At 56.2% G+C, this 23,552-nt stretch carries 19 protein-coding genes; 9 read left to right on the top strand and 10 right to left on the bottom strand.

Going from position 1 to position 23,552, the window contains the following annotated elements; genetic code table 11:
• Nucleotides 1–42 precede the first annotated feature (42 nt).
• Complete coding sequence (locus A9Q02_RS06145; protein WP_097651471.1) at nt 43–1,467, bottom strand: amidase; 1,425 nt, start codon at nt 1,465–1,467, stop codon at nt 43–45.
• A 76-nt stretch (nt 1,468–1,543) separates the two neighbouring features.
• Between A9Q02_RS06145 and A9Q02_RS06140 the strand changes: the two genes are divergently transcribed.
• Nucleotides 1,544–2,515 carry an SCP2 sterol-binding domain-containing protein gene (locus A9Q02_RS06140; RefSeq protein ID WP_097651470.1) on the top strand — a complete coding sequence of 324 codons (972 nt, stop codon included), beginning with the start codon at nt 1,544–1,546 and terminating at the stop codon, nt 2,513–2,515.
• A 14-nt stretch (nt 2,516–2,529) separates the two neighbouring features.
• Here A9Q02_RS06140 and A9Q02_RS06135 read toward each other — a convergent pair whose 3' ends face one another.
• The 3 genes from A9Q02_RS06135 to A9Q02_RS06125 all read right to left on the bottom strand — a co-directional run bounded on the left by A9Q02_RS06135 (nt 2,530) and on the right by A9Q02_RS06125 (nt 4,976).
• Entirely contained in the window at nt 2,530–3,054 is a 525-nt protein-coding gene (locus A9Q02_RS06135; RefSeq protein WP_097651469.1) for a hypothetical protein, read from the bottom strand.
• Between the two features lie 128 nt (nt 3,055–3,182).
• A complete protein-coding gene (locus A9Q02_RS06130) occupies nt 3,183–4,142 on the bottom strand; it encodes a glycosyltransferase family 2 protein (RefSeq protein ID WP_097651468.1) in 960 nt (319 codons plus the stop codon).
• 135 nt (nt 4,143–4,277) lie between these two features.
• Nucleotides 4,278–4,976 carry a ComF family protein gene (locus tag A9Q02_RS06125; protein ID WP_097651467.1) on the bottom strand — a complete coding sequence of 233 codons (699 nt, stop codon included), beginning with the start codon at nt 4,974–4,976 and terminating at the stop codon, nt 4,278–4,280.
• Nucleotides 4,977–5,090: 114 nt separating this feature from the next.
• Here A9Q02_RS06125 and A9Q02_RS06120 point away from each other — a divergent pair, with 114 nt between their 5' ends.
• From A9Q02_RS06120 to A9Q02_RS06105, 4 genes are all read left to right on the top strand, one after another.
• Nucleotides 5,091–6,764, top strand: coding sequence for a methylmalonyl-CoA mutase family protein (locus A9Q02_RS06120; protein ID WP_097651466.1), 1,674 nt, complete (start codon nt 5,091–5,093; stop codon nt 6,762–6,764).
• 156 nt (nt 6,765–6,920) lie between these two features.
• The gene (locus A9Q02_RS06115; protein ID WP_097651465.1) at nt 6,921–9,401 is read left to right on the top strand and encodes an ATP-dependent Clp protease ATP-binding subunit; all 2,481 of its coding nucleotides are present in this window, start codon (nt 6,921–6,923) and stop codon (nt 9,399–9,401) included.
• A 217-nt stretch (nt 9,402–9,618) separates the two neighbouring features.
• Nucleotides 9,619–10,653 carry a GAF domain-containing protein gene (locus A9Q02_RS06110; RefSeq protein ID WP_097651464.1) on the top strand — a complete coding sequence of 345 codons (1,035 nt, stop codon included), beginning with the start codon at nt 9,619–9,621 and terminating at the stop codon, nt 10,651–10,653.
• Between the two features lie 74 nt (nt 10,654–10,727).
• Nucleotides 10,728–12,959: a right-handed parallel beta-helix repeat-containing protein gene (locus tag A9Q02_RS06105; protein WP_141508745.1), complete on the top strand. Its 2,232-nt coding sequence runs from the start codon at nt 10,728–10,730 to the stop codon at nt 12,957–12,959.
• A gap of 83 nt (nt 12,960–13,042) precedes the next feature.
• Here the strand turns inward: A9Q02_RS06105 and A9Q02_RS06100 are convergent, their stop codons facing one another.
• Nucleotides 13,043–14,386 carry an aminotransferase family protein gene (locus A9Q02_RS06100; protein ID WP_245860405.1) on the bottom strand — a complete coding sequence of 448 codons (1,344 nt, stop codon included), beginning with the start codon at nt 14,384–14,386 and terminating at the stop codon, nt 13,043–13,045.
• A gap of 318 nt (nt 14,387–14,704) precedes the next feature.
• On the opposite strand from A9Q02_RS06100, the gene A9Q02_RS06095 reads away from it, so the two are divergent.
• From A9Q02_RS06095 to A9Q02_RS06080, 4 genes are all read left to right on the top strand, one after another.
• Nucleotides 14,705–15,403, top strand: coding sequence for a 3-keto-alpha-glucoside-1,2-lyase-like domain-containing protein (locus tag A9Q02_RS06095; protein ID WP_172450712.1), 699 nt, complete (start codon nt 14,705–14,707; stop codon nt 15,401–15,403).
• 24 nt (nt 15,404–15,427) lie between these two features.
• On the top strand, nt 15,428–15,865 hold the full coding sequence (locus A9Q02_RS06090) for a carboxypeptidase-like regulatory domain-containing protein (protein ID WP_097651461.1): 438 nt from the start codon (nt 15,428–15,430) through the stop codon (nt 15,863–15,865).
• Between the two features lie 22 nt (nt 15,866–15,887).
• Entirely contained in the window at nt 15,888–16,643 is a 756-nt protein-coding gene (locus A9Q02_RS06085; protein WP_097651460.1) for a hypothetical protein, read from the top strand.
• A gap of 158 nt (nt 16,644–16,801) precedes the next feature.
• Entirely contained in the window at nt 16,802–17,542 is a 741-nt protein-coding gene (locus tag A9Q02_RS06080) for a 3-keto-alpha-glucoside-1,2-lyase-like domain-containing protein (protein WP_097651459.1), read from the top strand.
• Between the two features lie 166 nt (nt 17,543–17,708).
• On the opposite strand, the gene A9Q02_RS06075 is transcribed toward A9Q02_RS06080, so the two are convergent.
• The 5 genes from A9Q02_RS06075 to A9Q02_RS06055 form a co-directional block, all read right to left on the bottom strand.
• Nucleotides 17,709–18,446 (bottom strand): sulfite exporter TauE/SafE family protein, encoded by a 738-nt coding sequence (locus tag A9Q02_RS06075; protein WP_172450709.1) that lies wholly within the window; start codon nt 18,444–18,446, stop codon nt 17,709–17,711.
• Between the two features lie 131 nt (nt 18,447–18,577).
• Complete coding sequence (gene fusA / locus A9Q02_RS06070; RefSeq protein WP_097651457.1) at nt 18,578–20,689, bottom strand: elongation factor G; 2,112 nt, start codon at nt 20,687–20,689, stop codon at nt 18,578–18,580.
• 227 nt (nt 20,690–20,916) lie between these two features.
• Entirely contained in the window at nt 20,917–21,399 is a 483-nt protein-coding gene (locus tag A9Q02_RS06065; protein WP_216361455.1) for a peptidylprolyl isomerase, read from the bottom strand.
• A gap of 160 nt (nt 21,400–21,559) precedes the next feature.
• Nucleotides 21,560–22,474 (bottom strand): phosphoribulokinase, encoded by a 915-nt coding sequence (locus A9Q02_RS06060; protein WP_097651456.1) that lies wholly within the window; start codon nt 22,472–22,474, stop codon nt 21,560–21,562.
• A 240-nt stretch (nt 22,475–22,714) separates the two neighbouring features.
• Nucleotides 22,715–23,533 carry a sugar phosphate isomerase/epimerase family protein gene (locus tag A9Q02_RS06055; RefSeq protein ID WP_097651455.1) on the bottom strand — a complete coding sequence of 273 codons (819 nt, stop codon included), beginning with the start codon at nt 23,531–23,533 and terminating at the stop codon, nt 22,715–22,717.
• Nucleotides 23,534–23,552 lie beyond the last annotated feature (19 nt).

The raw sequence follows: 23,552 nt of genomic DNA, 5'->3' as shown, positions 1-23,552 counted from the left end.
GAGGAGCGGCGCAAGCCAAAGGCCACCATATCCGTAACGGGCTTAGACCATGGCTGGTTGGTGACGATAGTAGCCAGTTGCCTGTTCAAATGCATACCCGAGCCGGAGCAGGAGGCGTTCATCGCGGGGCCGCCCAACAATTTGCAGGCCTACAGGCAAGCCAGTGGAAGTAAAGCCACCGGGGACTGCCAGGGCGGGTTGCCCGGTCACGCTGATCCAGTAGCACGAGCGCATCCACTCGATATAGTTTTGCATTGGCACCCCATTGATCTCAGTCACATAGGGTTGTTCGATCGGAAATGGCGGCACCTGGCTCACTGGCAAGACCATCGCATCATAGCGGTTGAAGAAAGCCCGCATATGGGCGAGCAATTGACTATGCTTGCGCAGGGCTTGACCGATCGCTGGCCCCCGCAACTGCTGACCAGCCTCGATATTCCAGATCACCGTGTCCTTCATCTGGGCACGATGCTCTTCAAGCAAGTTTCCCAGGCTCAACTCAAAGTGCATGGCACGGAGAGTGAGAAAGATCTCATCGGCATCGCTCAGGTCAGGATGCGCATCTTCAACCAAACATCCGAGGCTTTCGAAGATCGGTCGTTGGGCTGCAAAGACCGTGGCGACCTCGTGATCCACCGGTAACCCACCGAGATCCGGTGCCCATGCAATGCGCAGACCGTGAAGATCGCTTGCCAGCGGTTCGCGGAAGGATGCACCGGGTTCATCGAGCGACAGCGGTGCCCGTGGATCTGGCCCTGCGATCGCCGAGAGCATCAGGGCGACATCGCTGACGGTGCGTGCCATCGGTCCAACCACCGACAGTGGCATATACGGAGCGAGGTCAGGCCACACGGGGACTCGTCCTGGGGTTGTACGAAACCCGACAATATTGCAAAAACTCGCCGGATTGCGCAGACTCCCACCCATATCTGAGCCATCGGCCAGGGGTAACATTCTGCAAGCTAAGGCGACGGCAGACCCTCCACTGCTCCCGCCACATGTTTTATCCAGATCATAGGGGTTGCGCGTGACGCCAAAGACGGCATTGAACGTCTGGGAACCAGCCCCAAACTCGGGGGTATTCGTTTTGCCAACCGTAATCGCACCGGCCCGCTTCAGGCGATCAACAATCAAGGCATCAAAAGCCGGGACATAATCGGCAAAGATGGGGGACCCGTAGGTTGTGCGTAGCCCTCGCGTTTCTGTCAGATCCTTGTGCGCCACAGGGAGTCCGTACAATGGTGCCTCTTTTAACGAGGGTGCTGTCCCGTGAGCGAGGGCTTCATCGTACGAGCGGGCAATGGTCAATGCACGTTCAGGGATACATGTCACGAGCGCATTGACCTGAGCATTCAGCCGATCAATGCGCTCGATGTGCGCTTGCATGACCTCAGTGCAACTCAGACGTCGTGCGCGTATATGTGTCGCGAGTTCGGCTGCCGTCATCAAGCAGAGTTCTTCTGACATAGAGTCTTCCTACAGTGTTATACTACCCAGGTTATAGTATACAATCTGTAGAGACAGACGAAACACGATAGAACCTATGCCCAAGCCAGAACAAAATGTCCTTGCATCAGCCGCAACACCAGAGGTACCAGAGCCAGAACTTACCCCCGAGCAAATTGAAGCAGCGGCTGCCTTGGCCCGCCTAGAAGATCGGAGCGGTGCCTTTACCTCGGTGACGCTCGCCGCTGATCTGCTCGAGTTACGTGATATTTATCATGGAACTTTCGAGCGTACCCGTGACGAGGATTGGCTACGGCGTTTGGGACGAAACGCAGAGGGTTGGACACGTCGTGAAGCCTTGGCATATGTCGAAGCGATGACGCATACGTATCATTTGGCGATCCTCGCGACCCTTGGTGGTGCCCCGTTGATTATTCCAGGTCTCAACCACCTTGATGAATTGCCAACCTTTGCCCGCCAACAGATCGAGGTGCGGGCTGAGGCTACCGAAGCGGAACTGATCGGTTCACTTGAGACAGCCTTCAGCGAGATTGCACGTATTGTTGGTCAACTTGGCCCTGAAGAGTTAGGGCGCACGCAAGCTGTGCCGTGGATGACGTCAGTTCCGACGGTAGCTGAACTTGCTGGGGCTGTGCTGGCAAATGCGGGCGTACTCTATGGGTTGCATCTGGCGTTGGCCCGCTCACGTCCAATCTGGCTCTATTTTTCACCTGGCATGATGCGCCGCCAGTTGACGCGGCTGATCCATCTGATGGGACTGAGCTACCGCATCAAGCAGGGGGGCGAGCTGTATGCTACGATTGGGCTCAATATTGCTGGTCAGGGTGGTGGAAGCTGGTTCGTCCGTATCAGTCCCGAAGGTGGTATGGGTAAAATTGGGATCGTACGTACGACTGATGTGACGCTGGAGATCGCGAGTGCTGATCTCTTTTGCCGCCTCGTGTTGGGCCAAGCTTCGCCGTGGCAGCATTGGTTGCGCCGTACATTGCGGATCAAAGGCAACCTGCGCCTGGCTCGCAGGTTGCCGACTTTGCTTATCCCTGGATGAGTCATGTCTGTGGGCTAACGTTCGCCCTGTTGTTGGAGCAGGTGTTGACGCTCTTCAGCGGTGAGCAGCGTGAAGCTCTGTTCACGGTTGACATAGACCATCTCTTCATTCTTGATCCGTACAATCAAATCATTGGCACCGTCACCGTTGATGTCTGCCAGGCGCATGGTGACTGGTGTTAGGTCTTCGCCTGCTCCGAATAGGTATGGCCCGGGCATGGTGCGTACCTGATTAACGTCCCCACCAGGAATTTCAATAATCATGACCTGCCGATCAAGATTTAGGGCAATCAAGTGGGTGGGTGCCCCAGTCTCCTCGGGCCGTCCAACATGTGCGGTCAGATGATAGGTGCGTGGACGCCCATACTGGATGTCGTCTATGGCAATGCGTACCCGGCTGACGATGCTGCTCAGCAAGACATAACTGGCAAGCAGAACGAGAATGCCTGTAATCAGATAGGCAAGATTGCCCGCATACCCGTTGGGCATGCTGAGCGGCCAACGCCGCTCAGCGCGTAATTCACGACTCTGGACAGCCATCGTAGACCCCTCCTCCAGGAATTGACACGGCACCATAACGGTCGTGTTTGGCTTTTGCGCTCTTCTGTGCTAAAGTATAGCAGAGGGAGGGGGTTGCGTCAAGAACGAATTTTCTGATTTCACGAAATCTATTGAGGACGAAAGGTGCAAGTTCTGCGATCAACCGGGGTCTTCAACCCTTTAAGAAAGCCTTGTGCAAACGCGATGGTGCGATTCAAGACCGGGGGCCGTTGGAAGCGTCTGAGTGAACTCAGGGTTGGCCCAATGATGACGCGCCACAGTTCGCATCCGCAGACGAGCAGCATCGCGGGGTGCCCACATTTCAACAGCTTGGCATAGATCGCGGCCATGCCAAAGATATAACGCTTCATCAGGGTGCGCCCATCGGCATGATTCCGAAAGCCGTAATGCTCAACTGCGATATCCTTTGTGCGATAGATGGTGAAGCCACGCAGGATCGAGCGCAGCGCTGCATCGGTCTCCCATGCACTTCGAAACATCGAGCCTGATCCGAGGTGTTTATCAATGCCGCCGATCGCCAGCATCATCGAACGCCGCATTGCGACGCCCGCTCCGATGCCCGTATTGCCGCCTCCTGCCGCGCACCAATCACGAATGCTGCTGATCGTGCGATTATGATCGGCAATGCTGACTGTAATCCAGCCAAGCGTGCTATCGTGGGGGGCAGCGACAACATCGCAAAAGACCATGGCGGCTTTGGGATGCGCCTCAAGCGCTTGCACCATCTCGTGAACCCAGGTGGGCGAGACGACGCAGTCGTCATCGGTCATCACGAGGTATTCGCCACGCGCTGCATTGACCCCAATGTTCCGCGCCAGGCCAACCCCTACCCCTGCGGTGCGGACATAGCGCAGGCGCGAGTCGTGACTCAGGGGCTGCATAATGTGTTCCGAGGCATCACTGTCACTCTGATCAATGACCAATAATTCGAAGTTGGTGTGGGTGCTGGCTAGAACCGACTCGGTTGCACGGAGGAGATCCGCGGCCCGGTTTCGTGTGCAGATAACGACCGAGACTTGGGTCACTGGATCGATTGTTGGAGTGGATGAGGAAGATTGTGTGAGCATGGCATGGTTCCAGTCTCGTGCCACACCATTGTGGTGAGTCACGTCATAGTGGACGTGGGGCTACGTCCCGGCTTCCGTGTGCCGTTAGCTCAATTATACGGTATCGTGCAACCATGACGTTACTGCTCACATGATTTATGCTTGCCTACGCCGTCGCTGGGCAAAATGCCGTCGGACTGCCGATCCACTCGAGCCACGTACGAGCGAACGTGCCAGCGCAATCGCATGAACCTCCTTTGCTCCGGCGGCTAGCAATGCTTCGGCGCATGCCGAGAGGGTGGCCCCGGTGGTAACAACATCATCAATCAGGATGACGCGGGCCGGTGGTCGACCCGGGCCATGCCAGAAGAAGGCTCCGGCGACATTGCCCTGACGTGCTTCGCGATTCAGACGGGCCTGATGCCCTGTGTCACGTTCGCGTTCGAGCCCCCGGTTGCAGACTCGTATGCCCCAGCATAAGCCGAGACTGTTGGCGAGTTCTTCGGCCTGGTTGAAGCCACGCTCGTTCAGGCGATCAGGGTGCAGAGGAACCGGGATCAGGGCGTCAGCCGCAGGTGGGGTGAGCGTGGTCGCTAAGGCCTCGGCCAGTACGCCACCCATCCGCCGTCGTCCGCGGTATTTCAGGCAGTGAATTGCCCGACGTGCGGGTTCGTCGTAGATCCAGCCGACCTGGATGCTCACGAGATCGGTTGGTACCGCCATCGTTGGGTACGCCTGCAAGGTTGCGCGACAGTTGCCACACAGTAAGGTGCCCCTCTGTCGGCACACCGCACAATGATCGGGGAAAAAGAGGGCGAAAAGATGTTGATAGATCTGCTTGAGCCACTGTTTCATACTCTTTGTACCGCCTGGATCGCAAAAAAGATGCGCGACTCAGCCGCAGGCCGATTGGACGTGTTACAATAAGAAAAAGCATCTTGGCCTGGCTCTAGTCTGGAGGATCAACGCATGGTAGAGGAAAAAGAAGCAGTGCAAGCAGCACAGGCGCGCTGGGAACAAGAGACACTCTGGCCGACGCTCGAGCGTACGCCCGAGCGAGATGTGCGGTTTATGACGACGAGTAGTGCGCCCATCGAGCGCCTCTATACGCCACTCGATCTGCAGGATAATGACTATCTGCGTGAGCTTGCCCATCCTGGTGAGTATCCCTATACACGCGGGGTGCATCCCACCGGATATCGTGGCAAGGTCTGGACGATGCGCATGTTCGCCGGCTTTGGTACGGCCGAAGAGACGAATGCGCGTTTCAAGTATTTGCTCAGCCAGGGCCAGACCGGGTTGTCGATCGCGTTTGATATGCCGACCCTCTATGGACGCGATACCGATCATCCGCTGGTAGAGGGTGAGTTTGGCAAGTGTGGGGTGGCGATCTCGTCACTCGCCGATATGGAACTGCTGCTCGATGGTTTGCCCCTCGATCAGGTCTCGACCTCGATGACGATCAATTCGCCCGCCGCAATGATCTGGGCAATGTATCTTGTCGTGGCCGAGCAGCGCGGCATTCCATGGTCGAGGCTCCGTGGGACGACCCAGAATGATATCCTCAAAGAGTATATCGCTCAGAATGAGTATATCTTTCCGCCTGAACCTAGTATGCGGCTGGTGGTGGATACCATTGAGTTTGGGAGCACGTATGTCCCGCAGTGGAATCCGGTCAGTGTGAGTGGGTATCACATCCGTGAGGCCGGCAGTACGTCGGTGCAAGAACTTGCTTTTACGCTGGCTGATGGACGGGCTTATGTCGAGGCCTGCCTTGAGCGTGGGCTCGATATTGATGATTTTGCGCCCCGGATTTCTTTCTTCTTCAATGCCCATAATGACTTTTTTGAAGAGATCGCTAAGTATCGCGCCGCCCGCCGGATCTGGGCGCGGTTGATGCGTGAGACCTATGGGGCCAAAAAAGAACGCTCCTGGTGGCTCCGTTTCCATACGCAGACCGCCGGTTGCTCGTTGACGGCGCAGCAGCCTGAGGTCAATATCGTTCGCACGGCGATCCAGGCCCTCGCTGCTGTCCTCGGTGGTACCCAGAGCCTGCATACGAATTCGATGGATGAAGCCCTGGCGTTGCCCAGCGAGAAGGCCGTGACGATTGCCTTGCGTACCCAGCAGGTCATTGCCGCCGAGAGTGGCGTGACCAATACGGTTGATCCGCTCGGGGGAAGCTATTTTGTTGAGGCGCTGACCGACCGGATGGAACGCGAGACAAATGAGTATTTCAAGGCGATCTATGCTCAGGGTGGCGTGATTGCCGCTATTCGCAATGGCTATTTCCAGCAGGCTATTGCCGATGCGGCCTACCGCTATCAGCAAGAAATTGACGATGGTGAGCGTGAGGTGATCGCGGTCAATGCGCATACTGTCAAAGCGCCGATCGAGGTGCCGATCCTCGAAATGGATCCCGAAGGTGAGCGCAAGCACCTTGAACGCCTCAATCGCGTGCGCCGTGAGCGTGATCAGGCGCTGGTTGCCCAACGCCTTGCCGAGCTACGGGCTGCTGCTGAAGGCACCGACAATACTATGCCGGCCATCCTCAATTGTGTGCGTGCCTACTGCACCGTCGGCGAGATGTGCGATGTGCTCCGCGAGACCTTCGGCGTCTACCAGGAGACGCTCGTTGTCTAGGGTTTGCTCCGCTGGTTGCCCAGGTTCGTTATGCTGGCCTGGGCAACCGCGTAGTAGAGATTTATAAGAACCCCACTCCCCAACCCTCCAATCCAAGAGCCTCTGTGCTACAATAGAAATGTCCGTTCATAAAAGAAGATAGATGAGGAAAATCCTATGCGATTAGAGCGCTTCACCGAAAAGGCGCAAGATGCATTTCAGACTGCTCAGGAAATCATGCAAGAGCAGCACCATACTCAGCTAGATGTCGAACACGTTTTTTTGGCGATGTTGCGCCAGAAGGATGGCCTTGCTCAACGTACTATGGTGCGTTTGCAGGTTGAGCCTGAGGTCATTTCACAGCGTGTTGAGCGTGAACTTGAGAAATCCCCCAAGGTTTATGGTCAATATGGTTTTGATAATCGCGTCTATGTTACCCCGCGAACCCAGCGCTTGGTGAAGCGTGCCGAAGAAGAGGCCGCTCGCCTTGGTGATAAGTATGTCGGCATTGATCATTTGCTGATTGCGCTCAGTGGTGAACGTGAAGGTGCGTCGGCGCGGATTCTGAATAGTTTTAATATCGATCAGGAACGGATCTATCAGGCGCTGATGGAGATCCGAGGTTCCCAGCGTTCCGATGATCCTACCGCCGAGAGTCGCTATGAGGTGCTGGAGAAGTACAGTACGGATCTTACCCAGATGGCGCGCGAAGGTAAACTCGATCCGGTCATTGGCCGTGAGTCAGAGATTATCCGCGTGATCCGCATTCTTTCGCGGCGCACCAAGAATAATCCTGTCCTGGTCGGCGAAACCGGGGTTGGCAAGACGGCTATTGCCGAAGGTCTGGCGCAACGCCTTGTCAGTGGTGATGTTCCGCCAACCCTGCGCGATCGCAAGCTCCTCGCGCTTGATCTCGCCGGGATGGTAGCTGGCTCGAAGTTCCGTGGTGAGTTCGAAGAGCGTCTCAAGGCGGTGATGGAAGAGGTGCGGAGTGCGCAAGGCAAAGTGCTGCTCTTTATTGATGAATTGCATACCGTCGTTGGTGCTGGTGCCGCCGCCGGTAGCATTGATGCCAGCAATATGCTCAAGCCAGCCCTGAGCCGCGGTGAGATCCAGGTGGTCGGGGCGACGACGATTGATGAGTATCGCAAGCATATCGAAAAAGAAGCCGCCCTCGAGCGCCGCTTCAGTCCCGTTTTTGTTGAAGAACCGGATCTCGAAACGACCTTGTTGATGCTGCGTGGTTTGCGCAAGCGCTATGAAGATCATCATCAGTTGACGATTAGCGATGATGCGCTCAATGCGGCTGTTCATCTCTCTAGTCGCTATATCAATGATCGCTTTTTGCCCGATAAGGCGATTGATTTGATTGATGAAGCTAGTGCCAAGTTGCGCATTGATATCTTTGCGATGCCTACTCCGCTGAAGGAGAAAGAAGCTGAGTTGCACCGCTTGCAACAGGAAGAGGAGGAGTCTGGCGCACGGCGTGAGTATGAAAAGGCTGCGTTGCTGCGTGCGCAATTCCTCGCCTTGCAGAATGAGTTTGATCAAGAGCGCGACGCCTGGCTCAAGTCGGCGAACCTTGATGAAGTTGTTGATGATGAGGATGTTGCGCAGATTGTTTCGAGTTGGACAGGGGTGCCCGTCAGTCGGATGCTCGAAACCGAACGCGAAAAGCTTGTCCATATGGAGGAACGCCTCCACGAGCGTGTGATTGGTCAGCACGAAGCAATTGTTGCGCTCTCTGATGCGATCCGTCGTGCCCGCAGTGGCTTGCGTGATCATCGTCGCCCGATCGGTAGTTTTATCTTTGTCGGCCCAACTGGTGTCGGCAAGACTGAGCTCGCCAAGGCGCTCGCTGAGTTTCTGTTTGATAGCGATGATGCGCTGACTCGGGTTGATATGAGTGAGTTCCAAGAGCGCCATACGGTCAGTCGGTTGATCGGAGCCCCTCCTGGTTATGTTGGCTATGATGAGGGTGGGCAGTTGACCGAGAGCATCAGGCGGCGTCCGTATCAGGTGGTGCTCTTTGATGAGATTGAGAAGGCGCACCCCGATGTCTTCAATGCTTTGCTCCAGGTGCTTGATGATGGCCGCCTTACCGATGGGCAGGGGCGTACGGTTGACTTCCGCAATACCGTCATTATCATGACGAGCAACGCTGGCACCGAGCATCTGCAGGGTGGTAGCATCGGTTTTTCGGCGGGAAGTCGGTCGTCGAAAACAGTTGATCTGAACGAGGCCCGCAAGAAGGTTTTTGATGCGATGCGCCAGACCTTCCGGCCCGAGTTCCTCAATCGTATTGATGACACGATCCTCTTCCATCCGTTGACGATGGAGGATCTGACCTGTATCGTTGATCTCCAGATTGCCGAACTCGTTGAGCGTCTCCGCGAACAGAAGATTGCTTTGAGTCTTACCAACGCTGCCAAGGAATTTCTGGTCGTCGAGGGCTTTAATCCGGTCTATGGTGCTCGTCCGTTGCGCCGGACGATTCAGCGCCTCGTTGAGACTCCCATCTCGCGTGAGTTGCTGCGTGGCATCTTCAAGGAAGGTGACGCGATTGAGGTTGACCTTGAACATGGGCAACTCGTCTTCCATCGCGGCGACGTGCTCACGATCGAGACGACACGCTCGACGGAACCGATGGGTGCGTGACCCGTGAGGGTGCGTATGTAGAAACGGCCAGCTTAGCTGGCCGTTTCTACATACGCACCTTCACGCTTTTTTATGGATTACAAATTTGTCATAAAACAACAAGGCATTTTGCGGTACAATTATCGTTATAAATCACTTGACGCATATCTTCTACGTTTTGTTATGGCAATGAAGCCTCAGTGAGGTATATGTGCATACGGTTCCTACCACCAGGCCTATGTCAAAGCGCAAGAGTCGTACGATCCGTCTGCAACAAGCCCTTGAAGGCTATGGGCTTTTCCTCGCCGCAGCCCGTGATCTTGATCCTCTGCCCAGACTCCACGATCTCGCATGCGATTGGATGTATGCGGAAGAAGTTGTGATCCATATCCCCGCTGGCTTGGCTCCCCTCCATTGCAACGATAACAACAAAATATGTGGTTCGATTCAGATCGGAAGACAGGTTGTTGGTGCGATTGAAGTCTATCGTTCACATCCGTTTGATGAGGATGATCGCGCCTTACTTGCCACGCTTGGCAAGATGATTGGCGCTGCGCTTGAACACCATTCATTGCAAAGCCAGATCGCATCGCACGCGCTTGAAGCTCGGGCGTATAGTGATACGCTTGATCGTTTGCTCGATTTTGGCCGTCAGGTCGTGCGTGGGGCGGCAACTCCTCTTGAGTTGGCAAGCCTTATTGTTGCCCAGATCCCTGTCATGGTCAGTGGCGAACGTGCTTCCCTCTTGTTGTTACCTGATGAAACGGGCGATGAACCGATCCTGGTGCTGAGTGATGGTACCCTGACGACAACCGAACGTGCGGTTCAGGTGAGCGAGCAGGGTCTTGTTGCTATGGTGCTCCGCGATTGTTTGCCGATCATTATTGATGAGACTGATACTGACCGCCGCTGGCTCAGTCTGCCTATGCAGCAAACCAATACGCCGACCCGTTGTGCGATGGCGGTTCCGTTGCTCTGGGGAAGTTACGTCGTTGGTGTGCTGACGGTGACAACTTCGCAGAGTCGCCTCTTTAGTCCGACCCACCTTAATCTCCTCGAACTTGTGGCATGTCATGTCTCACTTGCGGTTCACGCGGCGCTTCTCGATGCGCGCATCGCCGCGAACGCTGCAACGATGGGGGCCATGGCAACCTATCTCGAAACGGCTCTGCGGGCTATCCAGGCTGGTGATGTGACCGCCCTGGCAACGGTTGTTGCCGTCGCCGAACGGTTGCGCCACGAACAGCAGAGTCTGCTCGCCAAAGCTTCGTGACCCCTGGCTTTGTCGCTGTGTTGTAATTTCTGTTCCCCAGCTGATACTTGCAGAACGGTGCCCATTGTCCTATCATGACAATGATCCGCTTTAACGCGGTCATGTTGATGAAGGGACGTTGGACACCGATGCAAAGCGCGCTCAGCGGACAGCCGCTTCTCCTTAGCCTTGCCTTTGTTGTAATCATTCTTGTAGTGGTTGCCGTCGTTTTTGTTGTCCTCCGCTTGCGTAGACCATCAGTTGAAGCTATCGATCCTACGACCCTTGATGCGAGTACTACGCTTGAGGATACGCTTGATTTTGACGCGCTGGTTGCTCAGGATCAGCCGGATTTTGAGGCGGATGGTTACCCTTCCCTCGCTTTTGATGCTGACGGTGACGAGTATCCTTCGATTGCGCCCGACGAAGAACCAGAGGGTTGGCGTGAGCGCTTCGCTCGTTTGCCGCTTACATCCAGGCTGCTCTTGATTCTGGCCCCCCTCTTGATGCTGCTTGGGCTCTTTGGACTATTGCTCCTGTTGCCGACGGCTGACGAACCCGAGCTTATTATTGTCGAGCCGACGCCCATTCCGGTGACGTTGCTCGTGCAGAGTGCTTCGGTTGCGCGGGCCGATCCCTTGACCGTGACGATTGCTGGCGCAAGTATCGGTTTGCCTGATGGTACCGTTGTTCGCGCCGAGATGTTTGAAGATGACTTTCCTTTTTCCTGGTTTGATACTGAGTTGGCCACCGCACGGGTGCGGAATAATCGCCTCGAGTTTCAGATTCCACGGGCCGCTGATGCGCCCCAGCCAGTTGAAACGCGTCAGTATACGGTCAGGCTCTTTGGCCCTGATGATGAGGTGGCGAGTGTTCCGGCGGAACTGATTGTTCCATCAATTGCTGGGATTGCCGATAGCTTCTTTGATCGTCCGGTCGCGCAGGTTCCGACGCCAACGCCAACCGCGACGCCAACCGCGACGCCGTTCCCTGAACCCGAGCTAGGGGTGCCGACTGAGGATCCGGTGCCTGGAGGCCCGGCAACGGCTACGCCTACGGTTGATGGGCCGATTGGTGAAGGTACCCCGCCGCCAATGCCAACGCTGGCCTTGACGACGGTGCCGCCTACCGCGGTTCCTCAGCCTATTCAACCAACCCTGGTGCGACCAACAGCACTTCCTCCACCGACGGCATTGCCGCAACCAACGCCAACCGATGATCCGTCGGTCGTTGCTCCAACCACGCCGCCGCTCCCGCCTGTTGATCCGGTACCACCCCCGACGGCGACGCCAGCGCCACGACCAACCCTACCGCCGCCACCGACGGTGCCGCCACCGCCGCCTGCGGATGTGCTCAGTGGCGATATCCGCTGGTCCCGCGATCAGGGCCCACTCCGCATTGAACGTGATGTCCAAATTGCTCCCGGTAGTGAGTTGATCATCGAGCCGGGGGTTGAGGTGCAGCTTGCTCCTGGAGTCGCGATCTTTGTGGATGGTGGCCGGTTGCTTGCCCTTGGGCAGCCTGATCAGCCTGTCCGTTTCGTTAGCGCAACTGGTGAGCGCTGGAACGGGATTTTTGTGCGCCCCAATAGCTTTGTCGTGCTGGAACATGCCGAGGTGCGTGGGGCCGGGCTTGGTGGCACCCTCCTGGCGAGTGAGCGTAGCGAGTTGATCGTGCGTTCGACCCGCTTTACCGATAATGGCGGGGCGATTTTGCTCAACGATACACGCCTCGAGATGCGTGATAGCGAAGTGACTGGCAATGATATGCCGTTTGGCCCCGCGTTGGAGGCGACGTATGGGCGTGGCAATTTCATCACGCTCACCAATAATCGCTTTGGCGGCAATCGGTTAAGCGAGGGTGCGCCGCAAGTACGGATCAGCAACCGCAGCACCTTTGAGACCCTGAATCTGACCGTTGAAGGCAATTTGATCCGTGGGGGCGCACCTAATCTGCAACTCACTACGAATGGGCCGTTGCAGGGAACAGTCGGTTGCAATGCGCTGGTTGGCGATGCGCAGGGCTTTGGTCTTCGTACCCAGACGCCTCAGGTCAATCCCAATGGGGTGCCGCCGATGGCCTTGCGGATCGAAAACAACCTGATTGACGAGCATCTCCCGCCGATTATTCCGGTCTATCTGCGGTATGGCCTGGGTCGTGGTGCGACGAGCGAGATTCTGCTTGACATGCGCAACAACTGGTGGGGAGAAGCCTCGGGCCCCTATGAGCCAGAAACCAATCCATTGGGCCGCGGCGACTCGGTAGGCAACAATATCATCTATGCCCCGTGGCTCACAGCCCCACCCTCTTGCCTACCGCCTCAATAAACGGCACTACGGTGGTTTGTGTGAGCGAAAACGGCCAGTGAAACTGGCCGTTTTCACTCACACAAGGGAAATTCTTGTTGTCGCTACTGGCAGACAGCGGTGATCGACTCGCCGATAATCGTCACCATGCGATCAATGGTTTCAACGGGTGTTACCAGTGGTGGCGCAATGCAGATCGTATCGCCAACGACACGGGTAAAGAGCCCGCGGCTCGTCATCTCTTTCTGCACACGCCCGCCAACGTTCTCGGCTGGCGGGAAGGGGGCTTTGGTTGCCTTATCAGCGACCAGTTCAACGGCGGCCATCATGCCTTTGCCGCGCACATTGCCGACACCTGCGAGCGTGCCGAGTTCGTTGAGGGCGTTGTTCATATGCGCTCCGACCTCGGCGGCGCGGGCAACCAGGCCTTCACGTTCAATCAGGTCAAGATTCGCGAGGGCGACTGCGCATGATGTGGGGTGGCCCGAATAGGTAAAGGCGTGCATCCAGCGCTTCTCACCCGGCACCGTCTCGATCACATCACGGATGGTATCATTGACCCCGATGCCGCCGAGGGGGACATAGCCCGAGGTAATGCCTTTGGCAAACTGGATAATATCCGGCTCGATGCCGTAGTCTTCTAGGCCAAACCAGCGCCCCGTGCGGCCAAAGCCAGTAATCACCTCATCGGCGATCAGCAGCACCTCGTACGTATCGCAGATCTCACGGATGCGCTGGAAATAGTCGTCCTGGGGCACAATGACGCCGCCGGCACCCTGAATCGGCTCGGCAATGAACCCGGCGACTGTCTCGGGGCCTTCGCGCAGAAGCGCCGCTTCGAGCAGATTCGCCGCAGCGATACCGTCACTCACCTCGGGGTTTGGATTGACAAACCGATAGGGATAGGGCGAGTCGATATGAACAAACCCGGGGACACGCGGCTCGAACATCGGCCAGTAGGCCGGTAACCCGGTGGCGCTCATTGCGGCCATTGTGACGCCGTGGTAGCCCTTGATCCGTGAAATGAACTTGACCTTGTCGGGCTTGCCGACGGCCTTCCAATAGAAACGGGCCGTCTTGAAGCTACTCTCGGTGCTTTCGGCCCCGCCACTCGTAAAGAAGAAGGTGTTGATCGAGGGGTACATCAACTCGGCCAACTTCTCGCCCAGTTTGATCGTCGGCAGATTGGAACTACCAACATACGACGAATAGTAGGCGAGTTGCTGCATCTGCTCGTACGCAGCGCGGGCCAATTCCTCACGCCCGTGGCCCACATTGACGTTCCACAAGCCACTGAGCCCGTCAATAAATTCTTGCCCGTGCATATCTGTGACGATGGCCCCCTGGCCCCGTACCCAGAGTTTCATTGCCTGGTGCGCACTGGGATGGTAGAGCGGGTGCAAGACGTGGGCGTGATCACTCTCAATCAGGTCATGATCGATCAACACAACTCCTCCTTGCCAACAATAAGCGATTCCGCCCGATCGGCGAAACCGCTGCGCTGCGTGTATTCTGACAGATGTAGGCTTGATTCTACTCGATATCAGGATGCTCTGCAAGGTGAACGCCTGTGGTTCCAAGGCTTGAGGAACGGCGCCGCTGGGGCGCGGATGTGGCGAGGCGTGCGTTGGCGTGATGGGTGGTGGTTGCGCCACCACCCATCACGCCATAGCGGAGTGGTAATAACCCCGTTCGAGGCGTTTGATATAATTAAGATAAGCACACAACTAGGATTGCATTCTGTTACCGGAGCTTAGGATATGGCTATGCGACTTTCATCTTCACAATCAGGCCAATCGCTCGTTGAAATCGGGGCACTGCTTGCGCTGGTCTCGCTGACCGCAATCCTTGGTCTCAGCATACTTGGCAAGAACATCGAGACCGTCTTTTGCCAAGTTGCCTCGACGCTGGGCGGTGACGACGTTTGCGAAGCCGGCCCGCTCTTTCATGACTCCTTCGATAACCTCGATGCCTGGTACAAAGAGTATGGCAATTGGCAACTCAAGGATGGGCAGCTCTGCATCAAGGATGGTGGGCGGATCTTTCGTCCTGTTGAACCCAATGATTATCGGATCCGCGTTGACCAGTCGATGCTTGTCAATGGGCCTGGCCATGGGGTCTTTTTCCGGGCGACTAATTTTGATACGAAAACGAAAGTCAATGGCTATACGTTTCAGTATGATAAAGGTTTGAATCAATTTGTGATGCGCAAGTGGACGGATGGAAGTGAAGCTGGGCCTTTTGCTCGTGTTAATGTGCCGGCGAATTATGATTGGTATAACACGAACCGCCAAATCGAACTCGAGGTGAAAGGCAATACCTTTACGGCCTATATTGATGGAGTTCAAGTGCTAACGGGAAGTGATACTAGTGCAACGCCATATACGACTGGTGGTGTTGGCTTTCGTACCTGGTATGGTAGCGAAGCCTGTTTCGACAATCTGAGTGTTAGCGCACTTCCATAGGCTATGAAAAGAAGAGACAAAGCTATGACGTTCCAGGACTCATTCAAGGATCTTGTGCCAGGATCCACCCCACCACCGCCGCCGCCACGCTGGCAAAAGCCCGTGCGGATCGCACTGATTGTGTTGAGCATCACCACCGGGTTGTTGCTTGTCATCCGTCTGGTGCAGATGATGGATGTTGTGCCGTCGGTTGCCGGTACAGGCAGTGGCACGGTGGCCGGCCAGGTGGTTGATCAGGCCGGACGCCCTCAACCTGCCGAAGTGATTATTCAGAAGACCGATCTGATTGTGCAGACAGCCCCCGATGGTCGCTTCCAGATTGCTGGCGTCCCGACAGGTGCCCAGGTACTTGTCGTCGCCCGTGACGGGGTTGCGGTTGAGTATCCGATCAATGTCCGCAATGGTCAGACCATCAATGTCGGGACAGTCAAGTCCGAAACAACGACTCAACCTGTGCGTTAGCTTTGGTCAAGGGAGACCAACGATGCATACAACAACTCAGGACAAAAGAGCAGGACAGTCAATCGTCGAAATCAGTCTCCTCCTGGCGCTTGTCTCCATCACCGCCCTGGTGGGCTTGAACCTGGTGGGGGTCAATCTCAATGCCGTCTTGTGCCGGATTGCCACGGGCCTGGATGCCGGTGCGAACTGTGCGCCGATCATTGCATCAGCCGAACCACCCGCCGCACCACCGGCGTCGGGTGGACCCATCAAGATGGAGGATTTTTGCCAGGGCCGAGACGCCAAAAGTGATCAACGCTTTCAGTCAGTGGGGGCTAACGATTACACGATCTCCTTTAAGCAAACGATCGACACCAAGAGTCAGGGTGCCGGAGCAAGCGCTGGTAGTGGTCACAATGTCTTTTTTCGCGCTACAGATACCGGCTCAGGTAAGTCAAACGGCGTCGGTTCGCTCAATGGTTATTCGCTGCGTTACACTCCATCTAAGACAATTGGCCAGACTACTACACCAGCATCGCTTGCGATCGTGAAATGGACGGGCGGCAATATGGTTACGCCTGATCTGAGAACGGTGCCGATCCCGAAAGGTTACGGTGCTAGCAACAACGTTGAGCTTACTGTCAGCGGCGATACCTTTCGTGTCATGATTGATGGCACAGAGGTTATGCAAGTGAAGGACGCAACATATGCGACAGGGGGCATCGGCTTTCATTCGCCTACCCCGACAGGTTCCACCCAGACCTGCTTTAACAATGTTTTGATCCAGCCGCTCGATTGAGTAGTCTGTAACGTAAGTTTTTTGATACCAAGCGGGAGCTTCGATAGGCTCAGCCTCCGTCCGTTCGCAACGCCCATTGTCCGCCGTTGGCTGAGCTTGTCGAAGCCAATACCGAGAGCAGAAAACTTTTGTTACGAACTACTAATTGGAGCATTCCTATGCATCAGCAGCCTCTCCATCGCCGTTCAGGGCAATCGCTCGTGGAAATTGGAGCTCTGCTTGCCCTGGTTTCACTCACCGCGATCCTCGGGTTGAGCATGATCGGCGTGAACCTTCGCACCGTTATGTGCCAGATTGCCAATGGTCTGGGTGCCGATGAGCAGTGCGAAGAGCTCAGCAATCTGCTCTTTCGTGATTCCTTTGATAATCTCAATGCGTGGCCGACAAAATATGGCAACTGGAACGTAGAAGGTGGCAAACTCTGCGGAGGCCCTGGTGCCGGGTCGATCTATCGTCCAGTCGAAGCCGACAATTACCGCATCAAAGTTGATCAGAGTATGCTCGTTTCGGGGGATGGCTACGGGGTCTTTTTCCGTGCAAGCAATTTTGACGTGCCAGGTACTTCAGGTAGTGCTAGATTTGTCGGGCAACTTAATGGTTACTCGTTTCAGTACGATCCGGGGTATGCGAAGGGGGAATTCATTATTCGCAAATGGACGAATGGCACTGAAGCTTCACCAATTAAACGAGTCCAAGCACCACCAGACTATCTCTGGCGTGGTGCAGACCGCCAGATTGAGCTTGAAGTGGTTGGGGATACTTTTGCTGTTTCTATTGATGGCGAGGAGATCTTACGAGTCACGGATCAAAATCCCTATATGAGTGGCGGCATGGGTTTTCGCACTTGGGCGAATTCCAAGGCCTGTTTTGATGATCTGGGGGTCGAGGCTTTGCCATAAGACCAATTTCGGCTGAAGGTACCGGATTGTGTACGTGTTCACATTTGGGGTAAGACAAAGCCTGGGAGCGAGGGCGTCTCGCCCTCGAAGGCATTCCGAGGGCGAGACGCCCTCGCTCCCAGGACAAGTGTGAACCCTTACCGGATTGTCATACTGAGCGCAGCGATCATGCTGTCAAGATCGTCATGACCCCGGCAAGGAACGCGAGGCTCATCGCGAGATAGCGGAACCGCGCGGCTGGTAGTTTGCCGCCCAGTTGTGTGCCCAGGTGGTTGGCGACCAGGGCGACACTGAGCCACAGCAGACCCAGCGGCAGCACACTTACGCCTGGCAACCTCCCCTGCGTCGCCAAAAGGAACAGGGTTGCCGTATTCGTCAGCACAAAAAAAAGCGCCAGTTCGCCCTGAAAGCGACGTGGTGCTGTCTGTTCGCGGGCGAGCAGCAGCACGGCCGGGATGCCATTCAATGACGTCGTAGCGCCGAGGAACCCCCCGAGCACCCCGGCAAGGGCTGGTGCGCCCGGCACAAGGCGTGCTGGTGGTCGTCGTGAAGCTTGCCAGATCAGCGCCGTTGCGATGATCACCACAACCCCTGTGACCAGTTTGATGGTTGATGAAGCAACTAACCCCAGGGTCACCAAGCCAAGCCCGATCCCCGGCACACTCGCACCAGCCATGATCAACACCCGTTGATAGCGAATATGCTCGCGGAGATGATACGCGACGGCAATGCGCGTGAGCAGCGCAATGCTCAAGTTGAGGGGCACCAGCAGGGCTAGGGGAAAGCCCAGGACGAGCAAAAAAGGCATACTGACTAGGGCGAACCCAAACCCACTGATCCCCCCGAGAAGGGCTGCCCCAAAGACCACGAGCAAAGCGAGGAGTGAAACGCCAACGTCAACCACACATTTACCCTTCTCACTGCGTGAGAGTGGCGAAGCAACCATCACGTGTAAGGGCCATTATCCGCTCATTTGTATCTGAACGGGACAAAAAAGCCGGCGTCGCCGGCTTTTTTGTCCCGTTCAGACCAGGGTTAATGAGTGTTATTGGCTTCGGCTTCTTTCTTATGGGCCGCAATCACAGTCTCAACCAGATGGGCCGGCACTTCTTCATAGGCGGCAAACGCGATCGCAAAGCGCCCACGAGCCTGGGTCATCGCCCGCAGATCCGTCGCATAGCGTTGAATCTCGGCCAGCGGTGCCTGCGCCGAAATCGCCGTCTTGCCGGTACCGGTTGGCAACATGCCCATCACCCGCCCGCGGCGCGTACTCATATCGCTCATAATATCACCGGCGAACTGATCAGGAACCACAATCTCCATCGTGTAGATCGGCTCCATAATCACCACACCCGCCTTATGCGCGGCGAGCTTGAAGGCCTCTTTGCCGGCTGACTTAAACGCAATTTCCTTCGAGTCAACCGGATGCTCTTTGCCATCAAAGACCTCAACGCGCACATCACTGATCGGGCTCCCCGAGAGCAAGCCTTCGGCCATTGCTTCACGGATACCCTTCTCGATGGCGGGCATAAAGCCACGCGAGATCACGCCCCCGACGACCGCATTAATAAACTCGAGGCCATCTTCACGGTTAGGATCTGGCTCAAGTGGTTCAACCCTGAGGGTGACATCGGCAAACTGCCCAGCGCCGCCGGTCTGCTTCTTGTGGCGATACTGCGCTTCCGCTTTGCCCCGGATTGCTTCGCGGTAAGGAATGCGGGGCAAATCAACGTCAATACTGACATCGAACTTGCGTTTCATCCGCTCGCCCACAAACTGGAGGTGGCTCTCACTGAGGCCAGCGAGCAACGTTTCGCCAGTCTGCATATCGCGTGACGTCTGAAGGCTCGGGTCTTCTTCAATCATCCGTCCGAGGGCCGTTCCGAGCTTATCGAGATCCGCGCGGCTATGCGGTTTGACGGTCGCAATGAACGCCGGGGCGGGGAAACTGATCGGATCGAGTTGTACCGGGCTCGCGGCGGCACAGAGCGTATCATTGGTCATCGTTTCGGCGAGCTTGGTCAGCACCCCGATATCACCTGCGCCGACACGTTCCAGATCACGCTGCTCTTTGCCAAAGACACTATAGACGTGGTTGATCCGTTCTTCTTTGCGGGTGCGACTATTCAGCAGGCTACTATTAGCGTGCACTTCACCCGAAAAGACGCGGAAGAGACTCACCTTGCCATAGGTATCCGAGACCGTCTTGAAAACCAGCGCACTGGCCTGCTCATCATCAGCGGCCCGCAGGGTAAGCGGCTCACCGGTATTGAGATCGGTCGCACTGACCGACTTGCGTGCAGCTGAGGGAATCGAGTCGACAATTGCATTGAGCAGTTGTTGGATTCCGGCAACTTCGAGGGCCGAGCCACAGAAGACGGGGACAATCGAGCCATCGGAAATGCCAGCCCGCAGACCGACCAGCAACTCATCACGGGTCAGCGCATCTTCGCCGCCCTCCAGATAGCGCTCGATCAGATCGTCATTGGTGGCGGCAATCTTATCAATCAACGCCGTACGCCATTCGTGCATCACCTCATTGAGTTCGGCAGGGACATCATTCTCGATGAATCCGCCATCGTGGTCAGGTGAGACAAGCCAGGCGCGCTGCTGACGAAGGGAAATAATGCCCTTAAAATCCTTGCCAGACCCAATCGGGATCTGCATAGGGATCACCGCCGCATCAAGCACCTCGCGGGCGTGCTCAACGGTGCGATAGAAATTTGCGTTCTCGCGATCCAGTTTATTGACAAAGAGGATCCGCGGCACCTTATGCTGAACGGCCATTTCCCAGACGAGTTCTGTGCCAACCTCAACGCCGGCCGAGGCATCCAGCACAAGCACTGCACCATCAAGGATGCGCATCGCCGCTGCCACATCAGCCACAAAATCGGCAGAGCCGGGCGTATCAATCAGATTAATCTTATCATCGTGCCATTCAAGAGGAAGGACAGAGAGGGAAACAGACATCCCGCGGCGGTGCTCATCGGGGTCGTAGTCGCTCACCGTCGACCCGTCCTCGACGCGCCCCATACGCGGGATAGCGTGGGCGGTCAGTAGCATTGCCTCGGCCAGCGTTGTCTTGCCGCTGCCGAGGTGACCAAATATGCCGATGTTGTGAATCCTTTCGGGGCCATACGCTCGCATCACAGTCCTCCTTGACCTATCCGACGTGCCGCCCGAGGGGTTGGGCGGTGAAAAAAGAAGAGGTTCATTAAGGACATATTATAGAATGTTAAAGGGCCGCGTCAAGGAATGACTTCGTAACACAGCTTTTGCGTCATAAATGCACACACGATTCAGTGCACCCACAAAGAGCCTGCCAGTTTTACTGGCAGGCTCTTTGTGCATACGCTGGTTGATGGTCAGGGTCGCTATGGTTGTACGGTGACTTTGACGATCTTGTCGCCCTGGCGGATCGTATCAACGACCTCTAGCCCGGCGGTGACTTTCCCAAAGACTGTATGCTTGCCATTGAGGTGGGGCTGGGGCGCGTGCGTAATAAAAAACTGGCTCCCGTTCGTATTAGGGCCGGCATTGGCCATCGAGATGACCCCGCGCTCGTGTTTGAGCGGATTGCCATAGAGCTCATCTTTGAAACGATAGCCTGGGCCGCCGGTGCCGGTACCGGTAGGATCGCCGCCCTGGATCATAAAATTGGCAATGACGCGATGAAAGATCACCCCATCATAAAAACCCTCAGAGGCCAAAAACACAAAGTTATTGACCGTGGCCGGGGCATGCTGCGGATACAGCTCTAACTCCATGGTTCCCGCGGTGGTCTCCATGGTCACGGCATAGTTCTTGGTCGGATCGATCTGCATCGTGGGCGGATTGCTCCACTTCTTGACACTCATATGTATTCCTTTCACCTGGACATGCATCGATGCTTCAAGCACACTTGAAACTTACCAAGGGATTATAGCATAGAGCTTCCTGGGGGCCGTAGGCCCCCAGGAAGCTTGGAGGGCTGTTGCAACGTCCGCTTTCGGCGGTGGGGTGTGAGCGGCGAAGCTGCTATGATTGTTGCAGGGTTTCGGCTTTGAGCAGCAGTTGATAGGCGATCAGCAATTGAACGAGACCGAGCACATGGCTTTGCCGGCAATCGGTGCCATCGAGGTAAGTGCCGATCTGCTCGGGGCGCAGATGGCTGAGGCCGGGCAAATGTTCCCAGATCACATCTTCAACGGCTTCGGCCTGCAGCGTACTGAGGCGTCCATCAATTTCAAGAATTTCGGTTAGCCGCCCATCATCGCGGCCGACGCGCAAGCGCATCACCGGCGGATCGCCCTGTGACGCAATGACCTCACTGAGATCGGGATAACTGAGCGTAGGGCGTAAAATGAGGCGCACACTCAACTGTTCGGCACCAGGTTCAGCGGGAAAAAAGCGCACGATAAGATCAGCCCAGCCGCGCTGGGGCTGAATAAATTCAATCGCATCACCCCGTCGCCGGGCCATCTCTTCACGCACCTGTTCAGGCGTATAGCCGCGGCGCACCGAGTCACGGCGGATCTTCCACCGCTCACGCAAATCTTCAGGTGGATCAAGAAAGACCCGCATATGGCAAGGCTCACGCAGGCGAGGGGTTGCCAGGGCGAGCAACCCTTCGGTCATCACGAAGGGGGCGGCTTCAAGGCGCTGGCGTGCATCAAAATCACCCGTCTTGTGGTTATAGACTGGCTTGATAATCGACCTACCCATCGACAACTGGAACAGGTGGTCTTCCATCATCTCAAGATAGTTGCAATCAGGATGCAATGGTGTCAGCCCAAAGCATTCGCGTTCGGCGCGATTGTACCGATGATAGTCATCAAGCCGCAGCGTAACAACCTGGCTCGGGCCAAGGATGGTGGCAACACCGGTGGTCAGGGTTGTTTTGCCCGCTGCACTGTCGCCCACGACTGCCAGAATGACCGGCGGTTGTTCCATAGTCTATGGCACCACAGACACACAGCGCGATACAGCCGAAGAGTGCTTCATCACAGCATCGCACTGGACTGAAGCTCTATCGTTCTGTTGGTGACCATGCTCGTGGCATGATCCATCGCTCTGGTGAACAGGCAGGGATTTCATAGTCTCAGTATACGGTCAAACATCCCTCAGAGCGACGGCAGGGGTGACAGTTTTAACCTACCCGACTGGGTAGGGAACGAAGAAATCCACCTAGGCTTAGCGGAGTTGGACAGCGTGAGCGTAGTCAAGCACAAAGCGTCTGGCTGCCGCGGCCTGATCCAGGGGCGTATGACTGATGAACATCGGGACACTCAACTCGCTGGCCTGGATAGCCTGGACAAAAGCGCGATAATCAAGGACTCCGTGGCCTGGGGGGGCATCTTCGAACGCGCCGTGCTTCAGGCGCATATCGCGAAACTGGATCATCCCGACATAGGGGGTCAACGCCCTGACGCCTAGCGGGATCAGTTCGGCTTGATGATCCCAGTTCTCAGGGGGGAGCATGCCGGGCGGATCGAGCATCACGCGGACATAGGGCGAATTGATTTCGGCGCAGAAGCGCGCCACTTCGTTGGGATGGCTGAGCACATGGGTATAGTAGGGATCAAGCACGAGAATCGCCTCGGCATCATCAAGCACGGGAAAGAGATCCTCCACGCTTTGCTGCAACGCTTGCCACCCGAGCTCGCCGTGGTTATCGGGGTGCTCATCAAACAGCCCCGGCCCAAAACTACCACTCCAACTCACAATTCGTCGCGCATCAAGCAAGGGCAAGAGGTCAATCAGATCCAAGAGTTGCTCAAACGTACTGCCCATGGGGGCCTCATCAGGGCGCAGGGGGTTCGCATACCCCGAAATGGCATCAACCGAGAGCCCATGGTGGGCACAGGCGCGTCCAAGGCGACGGGCCAGCGAGCGGTCACAACCTTCGGGGAAATGGGCGTGCAACGCACCAAAGCCCCTGGAGGCGATCATATCAGCCACACGACTTAGATCGTCTCCAGGGTGAATCTCAAGCCTGATACCAAGCTGCATACGCGTATCTTACTGGTCT

Origin of the sequence: Candidatus Chloroploca asiatica (assembly GCF_002532075.1) — a bacterium.
Lineage (GTDB): Bacteria > Chloroflexota > Chloroflexia > Chloroflexales > Chloroflexaceae > Chloroploca > Chloroploca asiatica.
Note: the sequence above shows the minus strand (reverse complement) of the source record. Positions and strands in the feature narration are given on the sequence as shown.

Coding starts and splice junctions, on each gene's coding strand:
- A9Q02_RS06140 (WP_097651470.1), top strand. CDS start 1,544: ATGCCCAAGCCAGAACAAAATGTCCTTGCATCAGCCGCAACACCAGAG.
- A9Q02_RS06055 (WP_097651455.1), bottom strand. CDS start 23,533: ATGCAGCTTGGTATCAGGCTTGAGATTCACCCTGGAGACGATCTAAGT.
- A9Q02_RS06065 (WP_216361455.1), bottom strand. CDS start 21,399: ATGAGTGTCAAGAAGTGGAGCAATCCGCCCACGATGCAGATCGATCCG.
- A9Q02_RS06130 (WP_097651468.1), bottom strand. CDS start 4,142: ATGCTCACACAATCTTCCTCATCCACTCCAACAATCGATCCAGTGACC.
- A9Q02_RS06115 (WP_097651465.1), top strand. CDS start 6,921: ATGCGATTAGAGCGCTTCACCGAAAAGGCGCAAGATGCATTTCAGACT.
- A9Q02_RS06090 (WP_097651461.1), top strand. CDS start 15,428: ATGACGTTCCAGGACTCATTCAAGGATCTTGTGCCAGGATCCACCCCA.
- A9Q02_RS06060 (WP_097651456.1), bottom strand. CDS start 22,474: ATGGAACAACCGCCGGTCATTCTGGCAGTCGTGGGCGACAGTGCAGCG.
- A9Q02_RS06105 (WP_141508745.1), top strand. CDS start 10,728: ATGACAATGATCCGCTTTAACGCGGTCATGTTGATGAAGGGACGTTGG.
- A9Q02_RS06085 (WP_097651460.1), top strand. CDS start 15,888: ATGCATACAACAACTCAGGACAAAAGAGCAGGACAGTCAATCGTCGAA.
- A9Q02_RS06145 (WP_097651471.1), bottom strand. CDS start 1,467: ATGTCAGAAGAACTCTGCTTGATGACGGCAGCCGAACTCGCGACACAT.
- A9Q02_RS06120 (WP_097651466.1), top strand. CDS start 5,091: ATGGTAGAGGAAAAAGAAGCAGTGCAAGCAGCACAGGCGCGCTGGGAA.
- A9Q02_RS06095 (WP_172450712.1), top strand. CDS start 14,705: ATGCGACTTTCATCTTCACAATCAGGCCAATCGCTCGTTGAAATCGGG.
- fusA (WP_097651457.1), bottom strand. CDS start 20,689: ATGCGAGCGTATGGCCCCGAAAGGATTCACAACATCGGCATATTTGGT.
- A9Q02_RS06135 (WP_097651469.1), bottom strand. CDS start 3,054: ATGGCTGTCCAGAGTCGTGAATTACGCGCTGAGCGGCGTTGGCCGCTC.
- A9Q02_RS06110 (WP_097651464.1), top strand. CDS start 9,619: ATGTCAAAGCGCAAGAGTCGTACGATCCGTCTGCAACAAGCCCTTGAA.
- A9Q02_RS06125 (WP_097651467.1), bottom strand. CDS start 4,976: ATGAAACAGTGGCTCAAGCAGATCTATCAACATCTTTTCGCCCTCTTT.
- A9Q02_RS06080 (WP_097651459.1), top strand. CDS start 16,802: ATGCATCAGCAGCCTCTCCATCGCCGTTCAGGGCAATCGCTCGTGGAA.